The organism is Streptomyces sp. NPDC056835 (assembly GCF_042789485.1).
Classification (GTDB): Bacteria; Actinomycetota; Actinomycetes; order Streptomycetales; family Streptomycetaceae; genus Streptomyces.
This window is the reverse complement of record NZ_JBHUBB010000013.1, coordinates 179272-192275: the sequence shown is the minus strand read 5'-3', so window position 1 is coordinate 192275 and position 13004 is coordinate 179272. Positions and strand designations below refer to the sequence as shown.

At 70.5% G+C, this 13004-nt stretch carries 10 protein-coding genes; all 10 read left to right on the top strand.

Annotated elements, in window-relative coordinates; all coding sequences use genetic code 11:
• Positions 1-129: 129 nt before the first annotated feature.
• The 10 genes from rsmH to ACFRMN_RS17540 all read left to right on the top strand — a co-directional run bounded on the left by rsmH (position 130) and on the right by ACFRMN_RS17540 (position 12805).
• On the top strand, positions 130-1086 hold the full coding sequence (rsmH, locus tag ACFRMN_RS17585; protein WP_383020031.1) for a 16S rRNA (cytosine(1402)-N(4))-methyltransferase RsmH: 957 nt from the start codon (positions 130-132) through the stop codon (positions 1084-1086).
• Positions 1083-1631, top strand: a complete 549-nt coding sequence (locus tag ACFRMN_RS17580; protein WP_383020029.1) for a septum formation initiator family protein — start codon at positions 1083-1085, stop codon at positions 1629-1631. Before rsmH ends, ACFRMN_RS17580 begins: the two co-directional genes overlap by 4 nt.
• A gap of 4 nt (positions 1632-1635) precedes the next feature.
• The gene (locus tag ACFRMN_RS17575) at positions 1636-3618 is read left to right on the top strand and encodes a peptidoglycan D,D-transpeptidase FtsI family protein (protein WP_383020027.1); all 1983 of its coding nucleotides are present in this window, start codon (positions 1636-1638) and stop codon (positions 3616-3618) included.
• Between the two features lie 17 nt (positions 3619-3635).
• Positions 3636-5378 carry a UDP-N-acetylmuramoyl-L-alanyl-D-glutamate--2,6-diaminopimelate ligase gene (locus ACFRMN_RS17570; protein ID WP_383020025.1) on the top strand — a complete coding sequence of 581 codons (1743 nt, stop codon included), beginning with the start codon at positions 3636-3638 and terminating at the stop codon, positions 5376-5378.
• Positions 5379-5382: 4 nt separating this feature from the next.
• The gene (murF, locus tag ACFRMN_RS17565; protein WP_383020023.1) at positions 5383-6813 is read left to right on the top strand and encodes a UDP-N-acetylmuramoyl-tripeptide--D-alanyl-D-alanine ligase; all 1431 of its coding nucleotides are present in this window, start codon (positions 5383-5385) and stop codon (positions 6811-6813) included.
• Positions 6810-7880: a phospho-N-acetylmuramoyl-pentapeptide-transferase gene (mraY, locus tag ACFRMN_RS17560; protein ID WP_129766852.1), complete on the top strand. Its 1071-nt coding sequence runs from the start codon at positions 6810-6812 to the stop codon at positions 7878-7880. Before murF ends, mraY begins: the two co-directional genes overlap by 4 nt.
• The gene (gene murD, locus ACFRMN_RS17555) at positions 7862-9286 is read left to right on the top strand and encodes a UDP-N-acetylmuramoyl-L-alanine--D-glutamate ligase (RefSeq protein ID WP_383020019.1); all 1425 of its coding nucleotides are present in this window, start codon (positions 7862-7864) and stop codon (positions 9284-9286) included. The genes mraY and murD overlap by 19 nt, the downstream gene beginning before the upstream one ends.
• Positions 9287-9366: 80 nt before the next feature.
• The gene (ftsW, locus tag ACFRMN_RS17550; RefSeq protein ID WP_383020017.1) at positions 9367-10878 is read left to right on the top strand and encodes a putative lipid II flippase FtsW; all 1512 of its coding nucleotides are present in this window, start codon (positions 9367-9369) and stop codon (positions 10876-10878) included.
• Between the two features lie 6 nt (positions 10879-10884).
• Positions 10885-11979: an undecaprenyldiphospho-muramoylpentapeptide beta-N-acetylglucosaminyltransferase gene (gene murG / locus ACFRMN_RS17545; protein ID WP_383020015.1), complete on the top strand. Its 1095-nt coding sequence runs from the start codon at positions 10885-10887 to the stop codon at positions 11977-11979.
• 22 nt (positions 11980-12001) lie between these two features.
• Positions 12002-12805, top strand: coding sequence for a cell division protein FtsQ/DivIB (locus ACFRMN_RS17540; protein WP_383020013.1), 804 nt, complete (start codon positions 12002-12004; stop codon positions 12803-12805).
• Positions 12806-13004 lie beyond the last annotated feature (199 nt).

Below are 13004 nucleotides of genomic sequence, written 5' to 3'. Positions count from 1 at the left end.
AGGGCGCATGAGCGAGCGCAGCGAGCGAATCATGGAGAGCCGCGCGCCCGCGGAACGCGGTAAGGACGCCCCCCGTACACCACGGGCCGACGGCCTTCGTGAGGGGCGCGCACGCCGCGAGGGGCCCGCATGAATCAGGTCCGGCATGTTCCCGTGATGCTCCAGCGGTGCCTCGACCTGCTGGCCCCCGCCCTCGCCGAGCCCGGCGCGGTCGTGGTCGACTGCACCCTCGGTCTCGGCGGACACAGCGAGGCCCTGCTCTCCACCTTCCCCGCCGCACGGCTGGTCGCGCTCGACCGTGACCAGGAGGCGCTGCGGCTCTCCGGCGAGCGGCTCGCCCCGTTCGGCGACCGCGCCACCCTCGTCCACGCGGTCTACGACGAACTGCCCGACGTGCTCGACCGGCTGGGGATCCCGCGCGTCCAGGGCGTGCTCTTCGACCTCGGCGTCTCCTCGATGCAACTGGACGAGGCGGAGCGCGGTTTCGCCTACGCCCAGGACTCCCCTCTCGACATGCGCATGGACCAGTCGTCCGGAGTCAGCGCCGCCGAGGTCCTCAACACCTACCCGCCCGGCGAGCTGGTGCGGATCCTGCGCGCGTACGGCGAGGAGAAGCAGGCCAAGCGGATCGTCTCCGCGGTTGTCAGGGAGCGCGAGAAGGAGCCCTTCTCACACAGCGCCCGGCTGGTCGAGCTGATCCGTGACGCCCTCCCGCAGGCCGCCAAGCGCACCGGCGGCAACCCCGCCAAGCGCACCTTCCAGGCCCTGCGTATCGAGGTCAACGGCGAGCTGTCCGTTCTGGAGCGGGCCATTCCGGCCGCCGTGACGTCCCTCGCCGTCGGCGGCCGGATCGCCGTCCTCTCCTATCACTCGCTGGAGGACCGCCTCGTCAAGCAGGTCTTCGCGGCCGGGGCCACCAACACCGCGCCGCCCGGCCTGCCCGTCGTCCCCGAGCGCTATCAGCCCCGGCTGAGACTCCTCACCCGCGGCGCCGAACTTCCCTCGGAGGAAGAGATCGCGGAGAACCGCCGCGCGGCTCCGGCGCGGCTGCGGGGGGCGCAGCGGATCCGGGAGGACGCTCTGTGAGCGGACCGGCCAAGCAGTTGAGGGGGCGGGCCGCGCGGCTCGCCCAGCTGATGCCCTCCGGATCCAGTTCGGCGGCGCGCACCCCCTTCGTCCTGCTGGTCGTGCTGCTCCTCGGCGGGGGCCTGATCACCCTGCTGCTGCTGAACTCCTCCCTCAACGAGGGCTCGTTCCAGCTGAGCGAACTCAAGAAAAAGACAACCGACCTCACCGACGAGGAGCAGGCCCTGCAACGGGACGTGGACGACCGCTCCGCGCCGAACGCCCTGGAGCGGCGGGCCCGTGAGCTCGGCATGGTCCCCGGCGGCAGCCCCGCCTTCCTCAATCCGGACGGTACGGTCCGCGGCGTGCCGGCGGCCGGGGCGACGCCCTCCGCCCAGCCGTCGGCCCAGTCGCAGGGACAGCCCTCTCCCATGGAGGAGGCCCCGCCCTCGGCGTTCTTGCCCCCTTCTCCTTCCACGTCCTCCTCCATCACCGCGCGCGAGACCCCCGAGCGGGCCCCCGCACCGGCATCCGGCACGCCGGCCCCGACGACCCCCGGCAGGTGACCCAGTGCCCTCCCAGGAACCCCCGCGCCGCCGGGTGCCCAAGCCCGCGCGCTCCGGGAACGACGGACGATCCCGCCCCGCATCCCGGCCCGCCGCGCGCCGCCCGCAGCCCGGGTCCCGTACCTCGCGGCAGATCAGGCTCGGCAGCCCCCGCCCACGACTGCGGCTGGTCAGCCTCGGACTGACCCTCGTCATGCTGGCGTTCGTCGTCCGGCTCCTCCAGGTGCAGGCGATCGACGCCAGCGCGTACGCCGCCAAGGCGGAGAAGAGCCGCTACCTCAGCCACACGATCGCGGCCGAGCGCGGGAAGATCACCGACCGCTCCGGGATCGCCCTCGCCACCAGCGTCGACGCGTACGACATCACCGCCGACCCGTCGATGTTCACCGCCGACTTCACCAAGGTTCCGGACGCTCCCGAACAGGCCGCCGCGCTGCTCGCCCCGATCCTGGGCGTGCGGAGCGCCGACATCGTGAAGAAGCTCAGGACCCCCGACTCCCCCCGCTACACCGTGCTGGCACGCCGCCAGACCCCGCAGGTCTGGAACCAGATCAAGGACCTCAAGCGCGTACTCGCCCAGAAGGCGAGCAAGGCGAGCAGGGCCGCCAAGGGGAAGGCCGCGGGCGACTCCACCGTCAGTGTGCTGTCGGGCGTCCTCCAGGAGGCCAGCAGCAAGCGCGTGTACCCCAACGGCGATCTCGCCGCCGGGATACTGGGGTACGTCAACGCCGCGGGCCGCGGCGCCGGCGGTGTCGAATCCATGCTGGACAAGCAGCTGGCCGGCGAGGACGGAAAGGTCACCTACGCCCAGTCGGGAGGCCGCCGCGTCCCCACCGCCAGCTACCGCGAGACCCCCGCCGTGCCCGGCTCCGACATCGAGCTGACCATCGACCGGGACATCCAGTGGGCCGCCCAGCAGGCCATAACCGACCAGGTGAAGGAGTCCAAGGCGGACCGCGGCTATGTGGTGGTCCAGAACACCCGGACGGGCGAGGTGCTCGCCATGGCCAACGCCCCCGGCTTCGACCCCAACGACGTCTCCGAGGCCAACGCCGCCGCCATGGGCAACGCGGCCCTCCAGGACGTCTACGAGCCCGGCTCCACCAGCAAGGTCATGTCGATGGCCGCCGTACTGGAGGAGAAGGCCGCCACCCCCGCCACCCATGTGGTCGTCCCGAACCGGCTGCACCGCGGGGACCGGCTCTTCAAGGACGACATCGACCACCCCACCTGGAACCTGACCCTCAACGGTGTCCTCGCCAAGTCCAGCAACATCGGCACCATCCTGGCGACCGGCCAGCTCGGCAGGACCCAGCCCGAGGCCAACAAGGTCCTCCACTCCTATCTGAGCAAGTTCGGCATCGGCCGGCCCACCGGTCTCGGCTACCCCGGTGAGACCCAGGGCATCCTGGCCGAGCCGCAGGACTGGTCCACCTCACAGCAGTACACGATCCCCTTCGGCCAGGGCCTCTCCCTCAACGCGATGCAGGCCGCCTCGGTCTACTCGACCATCGCCAACGGCGGCGTACGGATCGAACCCACCCTGATCCGTGGCACGCAGGGCCCCGACGGCCGCTTCACCGCCGCCCCCGCGCCCAAGAAGACCCGCGTGGTGAGCGAGCGGACCGCCAAGACGGTCGCCACCATGCTGGAGTCGGTCGTCGGCAACGAGGAGGGGACAGGCACCAAGGCCGCCATCCCCGGCTACCGCGTCGCGGGCAAGACGGGTACGGCCAACCGGGTCGACCCGAAGCTCGGCGTCTACAAGGGCTACACCGCCTCCTTCGCCGGCTTCGCGCCCTCCGACGACCCGCAGATCACCGTCTACTGCGCCATTCAGAACCCCACCAAGGGCAGCTACTTCGGCGGACAGATCTGCGGCCCCATCTACAAGAAGGTCATGGAGTTCGCTCTCAAGACCCTGCAGGTCGAACCGACCGGCAGTAAACCCGCCCGGCTGCCGGTCACCTTCAAACCCGGCGAGTGACCCCAGGGAAAGCCCCAGTGACAACGATCACCCCCGATTCCGGGAACCACCCGGAACCCCCCGCGCCCCAGTCCCCCTCACGTGGCTCGCGGCCCGCGGAGCCCGGTACGCTCACCGCCGTGCCACAAGCTGATCAGTACCGAACCACCCCGAAGGACGCCCCTGTGAACCATCCGGGGACGCCCCGTCCGGACCGGGTACGCCCGACCTCCCTCGCGGAGCTGGCGGCCCGGCTGGGCGCCGAGGCACCGGACCCGGGGGAGGTGAGTGGCCCCGGGGAAGCGACCGGCATCACCCATGACTCGCGGGCCGTACGCCCCGGGGACGTATACGCCGCCCTCCCCGGCGCCCGCTTCCACGGCGCCGACTTCGCCGCCCAGGCCGCCGACCTCGGTGCCGCGGCGATCCTGACGGACCCGGCGGGCGCCGAGCGCGCCGCCGCCACCGGCCTGCCGGTCCTGATCGTCCCCGACCCGCGGGGCCGCATGGGGCAGCTCGCGGCCGAGATCTACGGACACCCCGGCAGGGATCTGCTCCAGATCGGGATCACCGGTACCTCCGGCAAGACCACCACGGCGTATCTCATCGAGGGCGGACTGCGCGGCGCCGGCCACAGCACCGGCCTCATCGGCACCGTCGAGATGCGCATCGGCGACGAGCGCATCAAGTCGGAGCGCACCACCCCCGAGGCCACCGACCTCCAGGCGCTCTTCGCCGTCATGCGCGAGCGCGGCGTCGAATCGGTCGCTATGGAGGTCTCCAGCCACGCTCTGGTGCTCGGCCGGGTCGACGGCTGTGTGTTCGATGTCGCCGTCTTCAACAACCTCAGCCCGGAGCACATGGAGTTCCACTCCGGCATGGAGGACTACTTCCAGGCGAAGGCGCGGCTCTTCACCCCGGAGCGCAGCAAGACCGGCGTCGTGAACTTCGACGACGAGTACGGCCGCCGGCTCGTCGCCGAGGCGACCGTCCCGGTCACCACCTTCTCCGCGGAGGGCCACCCGGACGCCGACTGGCGCGCCGAGGACGTCGAGGTCGGCTCGCACGGCTCCACCTTCACCGCGATCGGCCCCAAGGGCGAGCGGGTCCGGGCCGAGGCACCGCTGCCGGGGCCGTTCAATGTCGCCAACACCCTGGCCGCGGTCGTCACCCTCGCCGTCGCCGGGATCGACCCGCACACCGCCGCCGACGGCATCGCCGCGGTCCCCGGAGTGCCGGGCCGGCTGGAGCGGGTGGAGGCCGGCCAGCCGTATCTCGCCGTCGTCGACTACGCCCACAAGACGGACGCCGTCGAATCGGTCCTGCGCTCCCTGCGCAAGGTCACCAAGGGCAAGGTCCACATCGTCCTCGGCTGCGGCGGCGACCGCGACAAGACCAAGCGCGGGCCGATGGGCGCGGCGGCGGCCCGGCTCGCCGACACCGCCGTACTGACCTCCGACAACCCGCGTGGCGAGGACCCGCTCGCGATCCTCGCCACCATGCTCGCGGGCGCCGCGGAGGTGCCGATCCATGAGCGCGGGGACGTCCTGGTCGACGCCGACCGGGCCTCCGCCATCGCCGCCGCCGTGGCCCTGGCCCAGGACGACGACACCGTACTGGTCGCCGGCAAGGGCCATGAACAGGGCCAGGACATCGCCGGGGTGGTACGCGCCTTCGACGACCGGCAGGTCCTGCGCGAGGCCATCGAGCGCTCCCTCCGCCATCAGCCGGGCCGGGAGCCCGGCCATGAGCACCGTCACGAGAACAACAGTCAGGGATGACCCAGTGATCGCCCTCTCTCTCGCCGAGATCGCCGCCATCGTCGGCGGGCAGCCGCACGACATACCGGATCCGGCCGTCCGTGTCACCGGATCCGTCGTCTACGACTCCCGCGCGGTGGAGACCGGCAGCCTGTTCGCCGCCTTCGCCGGCGAGCGCGTCGACGGCCACGACTACGCGCGGCGTGCCGTCGAGGCGGGCGCGGTGGCCGTACTGGCCACCCGCCCCGTCGGTGTGCCCGCGATCGTCGTGGACGACGTCGTACGCGCCCTCGGCGCCCTCGCCCGTACCGTCGTGGAGCGCCTCGGCGCCACCGCCGTCGCGCTGACCGGCTCGGCCGGCAAGACCAGCACCAAGGACCTCATCGCCCAGCTGCTCCAGCGCAGCGCGCCCACGATCTGGCCGGAGGGCAATCTCAACAACGAGATCGGCCTGCCGATCACCGCCCTGCGGGCCGTCGAGGACACCCGCTATCTCGTCCTCGAAATGGGCGCGCGCTACATCGGTGACATCCGTTACCTCACCGGACTCGTCCCGCCCCGGATCGGCCTCGTACTGAACGTAGGCACCGCCCACATCGGCGAGTTCGGCGGCCGGGAGCAGATCGCCCAGGCCAAGGGGGAACTGGTCGAGTCCCTGCCGTCCGCGGCCGAGGGCGGGGTCGCGGTCCTCAACGCCGACGACCCGCTCGTCCGGGCGATGGTCACCCGCACCAAGGCCCGTACCGTCCTGTTCGGAGAGTCAGACGAAGCAGACGTACGGGCAGAGAACGTCCGCCTCACCGAGACCGGACAGCCCGCTTTCCGGCTTCGAACACCCTCCGGGTGCAGCGACGTGACGCTGCGGCTGTACGGTGAGCACCACGTGTCGAACGCGCTCGCCGCGGCCGCCGTCGCCCATGAGTTGGGCATGTCCGTCGACGAGATCGCCGTGGCGCTCTCCGAGGCGGGAACCCTCTCCCGCTGGCGTATGGAGGTCACCGAGCGCTCGGACGGCGTGACGATCGTCAACGACGCCTACAACGCGAACCCGGAATCCATGAGAGCGGCGCTCCGCGCGCTGGTCGCCATGGGTGGTGCCTCACGGGCCACGGGGGGCCGTACGTGGGCGGTGCTCGGCCCGATGGCCGAGCTGGGTGACGAATCGCTCGCCGAGCACGACGCGGTCGGACGGCTCGCCGTCCGGCTCAACGTCAGCAAGCTCGTGGCAGTCGGGGGCAGGGAAGCGTCCTGGCTGCAACTGGGCGCTTACAACGAGGGTTCGTGGGGTGAGGAGTCGGTGCACGTGTCCGACGCGCAGGCGGCGGTCGACCTGTTGCGCAGTGAACTGCGTCCGGGAGACGTCGTGCTGGTGAAGGCTTCGAGGTCGGTCGGTCTTGAGCGAGTCGCCGAGGCACTGCTTGAGAACGCCACCGAGGGCGAGGTCGCCGGCCGATGAGGCAGATCCTCTTCGCGGGAGCCATCGGGCTCTTCCTGACCCTGATCGGCACCCCGCTGCTGATCAAGCTCCTGGCCCGCAAGGGATACGGGCAGTTCATCCGGGACGACGGCCCGCGCACGCACGGCAGCAAGAAGGGCACGCCCACGATGGGCGGCATCGCCTTCATCCTGGCCACGCTCATCGCCTACGCCCTGGCGAAGGTGATCACCGGTGAGGACCCGACCTTCTCGGGTGTGCTGGTGCTGTTCCTGATGGCCGGGATGGGGCTCGTCGGGTTCCTCGACGACTACATCAAGATCGTGAAGCAGCGGTCGCTGGGCCTGCGGGCGAAGGCGAAGATGGCCGGCCAGCTGATCGTCGGTATCGCCTTCGCGGTGTTGTCGCTCCAGTTCGCCGACTACCGCGGCAACACCCCCGCCTCCACCAGGCTGTCGTTCGTCACGGACTTCGGCTGGTCGATCGGCCCGGTGCTGTTCGTGGTCTGGGCGCTGTTCATGATTCTCGCGATGTCCAACGGTGTGAACCTGACGGACGGTCTCGACGGTCTCGCCACCGGCGCCTCGGTGATGGTGTTCGGCGCGTACACCTTCATCGGTCTGTGGCAGTTCCAGGAGTCCTGCGCCAACGCGACGACCCTGACCAACCCCAACGCCTGTTTCGAGGTACGGGATCCACTGGACCTCGCGGTCGTCGCCTCGGCGCTGATGGGCTCCTGCTTCGGCTTCCTGTGGTGGAACACCTCACCGGCCAAGATCTTCATGGGGGACACCGGCTCGCTCGCGCTCGGCGGCGCGCTCGCCGGTCTGGCGATCTGCTCCCGTACGGAGTTCCTGATGGCCATCCTCGGCGGCCTCTTCGTGATGATCACCATGTCCGTGGTCATCCAGGTCGGTTCGTTCAAGATGACCGGCAAGCGTGTCTTCCGGATGGCGCCACTCCAGCACCACTTCGAACTCAAGGGGTGGTCGGAAGTCCTTGTGGTGGTTCGCTTCTGGATCATCCAGGGCATGTGCGTCATCGTGGGTCTGGGGCTCTTCTACGCAGGGTGGGCGGCCGAGAAGTGAACTGGCAGGGCAAGCGGGTCACCGTCGCGGGTCTCGGGATCTCCGGGATCCCGGCGGCCCGGGTGCTGCACGGACTCGGCGCGGAGGTCACCGTCGTCAACGACGGCGACGACGAGCGGGCCCGCGCCCAGGCCGCCGAGCTGGAGAAACTGGGAGTCACCGTCCGCCTCGGCGACGGGGCGACGCTGCCCGAGGCCACCGAACTCGTCGTCACGACCCCCGGCTGGAAGCCGGACAAGCCGCTCTTCCAGGCCGCCGAGGCGGCCGGGGTGGAGATCTGGGGCGATGTCGAGCTGGCCTGGCGGCTGCGCGGGCCCGGCGCGGCCCCCTGGCTCGCCGTCACCGGCACCAACGGCAAGACGACGACCGTCAGGATGCTCGCCTCGATCCTGGCCGCCGCGGGGCTGCGTACGGCCGCCGTCGGCAATATCGGCGTCTCGCTGCTGGACGCGGTCACCGGCGAGGAGACGTACGACGTACTCGCCGTGGAGCTGTCCAGCTACCAGCTGCACTGGGCGCCGAGTCCGCGCGTCCACTCCGGCGCCGTGCTCAACCTCGCGCCCGACCATCTGGACTGGCACGGCTCCATGGCGGCGTACGCCGCCGACAAGGGCCGGATCTACGAGGGCAACAGCGTCGCCTGCGTCTACAACGTGGCCGACCCGGCCACCGAGGACCTGGTGCGCGCGGCCGACGTCGAGGAGGGCTGCCGCGCGATCGGCTTCACCCTCGGCACCCCGGGACCGTCCCAACTCGGCGTCGTGGACGGCATCCTGGTCGACCGCGCCTTCGTCGAGAACCGCCGGGAGCAGGCCCAGGAGCTCGCCCACGTCTCCGACGTCAACCCGCCCGTACCGCACAACATCGCCAACGCGCTGGCCGCCGCCGCGCTGGCGCGCGCGTACGGTGTCGAGCCGGCCGCCGTACGTGACGGACTGCGCGCCTTCCGCCCCGACCCGCACCGGATCGAGCGCGTCGCGGAGGTCGCGGGCGTCACGTACATCGACGACTCCAAGGCCACCAACACCCATGCCGCCGAGGCGTCGCTCGCGGCGTACGACCCGATCGTCTGGATCGCGGGCGGTCTCGCCAAGGGCGCGACCTTCGACGAACTCGTCGAGGCGTCCGCGAAGCGGCTGCGCGGTGTGGTCCTCATCGGCAAGGACCGGGCGCTCATCCGGGAAGCCCTCGCGCGACACGCCCCCGAAGTCCCGGTCGTGGACCTCGACCGGACCGACACTGGGGCGATGTCGGCCGCGGTCCGCGAAGCGGCACGGCTCGCACAGCCGGGGGACACGGTACTGATGGCCCCGGCCTGTGCCTCGATGGACATGTTCGTCAACTACAACAAGCGGGGCGAGGCGTTCGCGGACGCGGTACACGCCCTCGCCGCCGAGCACGCCTGACCCGGTGTCGCAGCAGCAGGCCGCAGCCCACTGACCACCCGCGCCAGCCGCGCCAGGCACGACTGGAGGGGACAGCGACGATGCCGGCCGACGACACCGGGGACCGAGATCCGCGGCCCGCGCCGGGGCCTGTCAGGCGCGGCTGGGGCTACCTGGGCGCATTTCCTGGCGCTCCCGCTCTCGCGGGGGCGCCAGGTGGCGTGGACACCCCCGAGGAGAGCGCGCACGCCGGTGCGGACGCCCGCGCGAGGCGCCCGGCCGGGCTTGTGCTGCGCGGCCGGGGCGCCGGAGCCGCCGTAGGGCGTCCGGCCACCGCCCGGCGCGGGGGCGGCAGGAGCGCCGCCCCCCGCAGGCCGCGCGGCGGCCCCCGGCGCTTCTACGAGCGGATGCGTCGTGCCTGGGACCGGCCGCTCACCGCGTATTACCTGATCCTCGGCAGCGGTCTGCTGATCACCGTGCTCGGTCTGGTGATGGTGTACTCCGCGTCGATGATCTACGCGCTCCAGCTGTCGCTGCCCGCCACGTACTTCTTCCGCAAGCAGTTCCTCGCGGTGGTCCTCGGCACCGGCCTGCTGCTGCTCGCCTCCCGGATGCCGATCAAGCTCAACCGCGCGCTCTCGTACCCGCTGCTGGTCGGGACGGTCTTCCTGATGGTGCTCGTCCAGGTCCCGGGGATAGGGCGTTCCGTCAACGGCAACCAGAACTGGATCTATCTGGGCGGCCCGTTCCAGCTCCAGCCCAGCGAGTTCGGCAAACTGGCGCTGATCCTCTGGGGCGCCGATCTGCTCGCACGTAAACAGGACAAGCGGCTGCTGACCCAGTGGAAACATCTGCTGGTGCCGTTCGTCCCGGTCGCCCTGATGCTGCTCGGACTGATCATGCTCGGCGGCGACATGGGGACCGCGATCATTCTCACGGCGATCCTCTTCGGACTGCTCTGGCTGGCCGGCGCCCCCACCCGGCTCTTCGCCGGTGTGCTGGCCGTCGCCGGGCTGATCGGCTTCGCGCTGATCAAGACCAGCGAGAACAGGCTGTCGCGGTTCTCCTGCGTCGGCGCGATCGATCTGGGCCCGGACGGGGAGTGCTGGCAGGCGGTCCACGGGATCTACGCGCTGGCCTCCGGCGGATGGTTCGGTTCCGGTCTCGGCGCGAGTGTGGAAAAGTGGGGTCAACTGCCCGAACCGCACACCGACTTCATTTTCGCCATCACCGGGGAGGAACTGGGGCTGGCGGGGACGCTGTCGGTACTCGCACTGTTCGCGGCTCTAGGCTATGCGGGTATCCGCGTGGCCGGACGCACGGAGGATCCCTTCGTGAGGTACGCCGCGGGAGGTGTGACCACCTGGATCACGGTGCAGGCCGTGATCAACATTGGTGCGGTGCTCGGCCTGCTGCCGATCGCCGGAGTCCCGCTCCCGCTGTTCTCCTACGGAGGGTCGGCTCTGCTGCCGACCATGTTCGCTATCGGGCTGCTGATCGCGTTCGCGCGAGAGGATCCCGCCGCGAAAGCGGCCCTGGCCATGCGACGGCCCGGGGTGAGATGGAAGACGATGAGACGGCGCGTCAAGAAGCGTCCGTCCGGAGAGCGGTGAATTTCGGTGCATGTCGTACTCGCCGGTGGGGGGACCGCCGGCCACATCGAGCCCGCGCTCGCCCTCGCGGACGCCCTGCGCAGGCAGGACCCCACCGTGGGGATCACGGCCCTCGGCACGGAGCGCGGACTGGAAACCAGGCTCGTACCGGAGCGGGGGTACGAACTGGGGCTGATCCCCGCCGTACCGCTGCCGCGCAAACCCACGCCCGAACTGATCACCGTCCCCGGGCGGCTGCGCGGCACGATCAAGGCCGCCGAGCAGATCCTGGAGCGCACCAAGGCGGACTGTGTGGTGGGCTTCGGCGGCTATGTCGCGCTGCCCGGCTATCTGGCCGCCAAACGGCTCGGGGTGCCGATCATCGTCCATGAGGCCAACGCGCGGCCGGGACTGGCCAACAAGATCGGCTCGCGGTACGCGGCCGGTGTGGCCGTCTCCACCCCGGACAGCAAGCTGCGCGGCGCCCGGTACATCGGCATCCCGCTGCGCCGCACCATCGCCACCCTCGACCGGGCCCGCGTACGCCCCGAGGCGCGCGCGGCGTTCGGGCTCGACCCCAATCTGCCGACGCTGCTCGTCTCCGGCGGCTCCCAGGGCGCGCGCCGGCTCAACGAGGTGATCCAGCAGATCGCGCCGGTGCTCCAGCGCTCCGGAATTCAGATCCTGCACGCGGTCGGTCCGAAGAATGAAATGCCGCGCGTGGACAACATGCCCGGAATGCCGCCTTATATCCCGGTATCGTATGTGGACCGGATGGACCTCGCGTACGCCGCGGCCGACATGATGCTCTGCCGCGCGGGCGCGATGACCGTCGCCGAACTCTCCGCCGTCGGACTGCCGGCCGCCTATGTACCGCTGCCGATCGGCAACGGTGAACAGCGGCTCAACGCCCAGCCGGTGGTGAAGGCCGGCGGTGGACTGCTGGTCGACGACGCCGAACTGACCCCCGAGTGGGTCCAGAGCCATGTGCTCCCGGTGCTCGCCGATCCGCACCGGCTGTACGAGATGTCCCGCGCGGCCTCAGAGTTCGGCCGTCGGGACGCTGATGATCTGCTCGTAGGAATGGTGTACGAGGCGATCGCCGCACGCCGCCAGGCGTAGCGGCGCAGGGAGGCAGGGGAGCGTGGCCGGACCGACGACCGCCGAGCGTGGCGCCCGACCGCGGTCGGAGCCCGGCCGCCCCGACGAGGGGCCGCCGGGCCGCCGGTTCGGGCTCCCCCGCCTCCGCTTCTCCTCCCGCACGCTGATCGTGGTCATCGCCGTGGTCCTGTTGGCCGCCGGCGGGATCTGGGCGCTGTACGGCTCCTCGTGGCTGCGGATCGAGAAGGTGAACACCTCGGGCACCGACGTGCTGACCCGCGCCGAAGTCGTGGCGGCCGCCGCCGTGCCGGTCGGGGCTCCGCTGATTTCCGCCGACACGGACGGGATTGAGGCGCGGCTCCGCCGGAAGCTGCCGCGTATCGATTCGGTCGAGGTGGTCCGTTCATGGCCGAACGGCATCGGGCTGAAAGTGATCGAGCGAAAGCCCGCGCTGCTTCTCGAAAAGGGAGCAAAGTTCATCGAAGTGGACGCCGGGGGCGTACGTTTCGCTACGGTCGAGAAGGCGCCCAAGGATGTCCCCCTCCTCGAATTGACGGTGGATCAGTCAGCCGGAACGCAACGCTTCGGAACGGAACGGCTGATGCGTGAAGCGGTACGGGTCCGCGCCGAACTGCCGGAGAAAGTGGCCGGGGACATCAGGGTCGTACGAGTCCGTTCGTACGACTCGATCTCCCTGGAGCTGACCGGCGGCCGTACGGTGATCTGGGGAAGCGGAGAGGACGGTTCGGCCAAGGCGCGTGCGCTCACCGCTCTCATGAAAGCGGTCCCCGCGGCGGGGCACTTCGATGTGAGCGCACCCACCGCGCCTGCCGCGTCCGGGAGTTGACGGGCATATGTGCTGGCCAGCACCCTGGTTGGTCAGCGCTATGGGTGATCACATAGGGTGAAAAGAAAAACGGGAGGTTCGGCGTGTTCGTTGAACGTGCGCCACTTGTCGACTTAGTGTCCTGTTCGGAAGAGTCCAAGAAGCGGACACACTGGTAACCCTGAACTTCAACGTGAGGGTTTGGGTCGGCGTTTCGGAC

Bases quoted from the DNA above. Each gene is read 5' to 3' on its own strand.
- rsmH (WP_383020031.1), top strand. From the start codon at position 130: ATGAATCAGGTCCGGCATGTTCCCGTGATGCTCCAGCGGTGCCTCGAC.
- mraY (WP_129766852.1), top strand. From the start codon at position 6,810: ATGAGGCAGATCCTCTTCGCGGGAGCCATCGGGCTCTTCCTGACCCTG.
- ftsW (WP_383020017.1), top strand. From the start codon at position 9,367: ATGCCGGCCGACGACACCGGGGACCGAGATCCGCGGCCCGCGCCGGGG.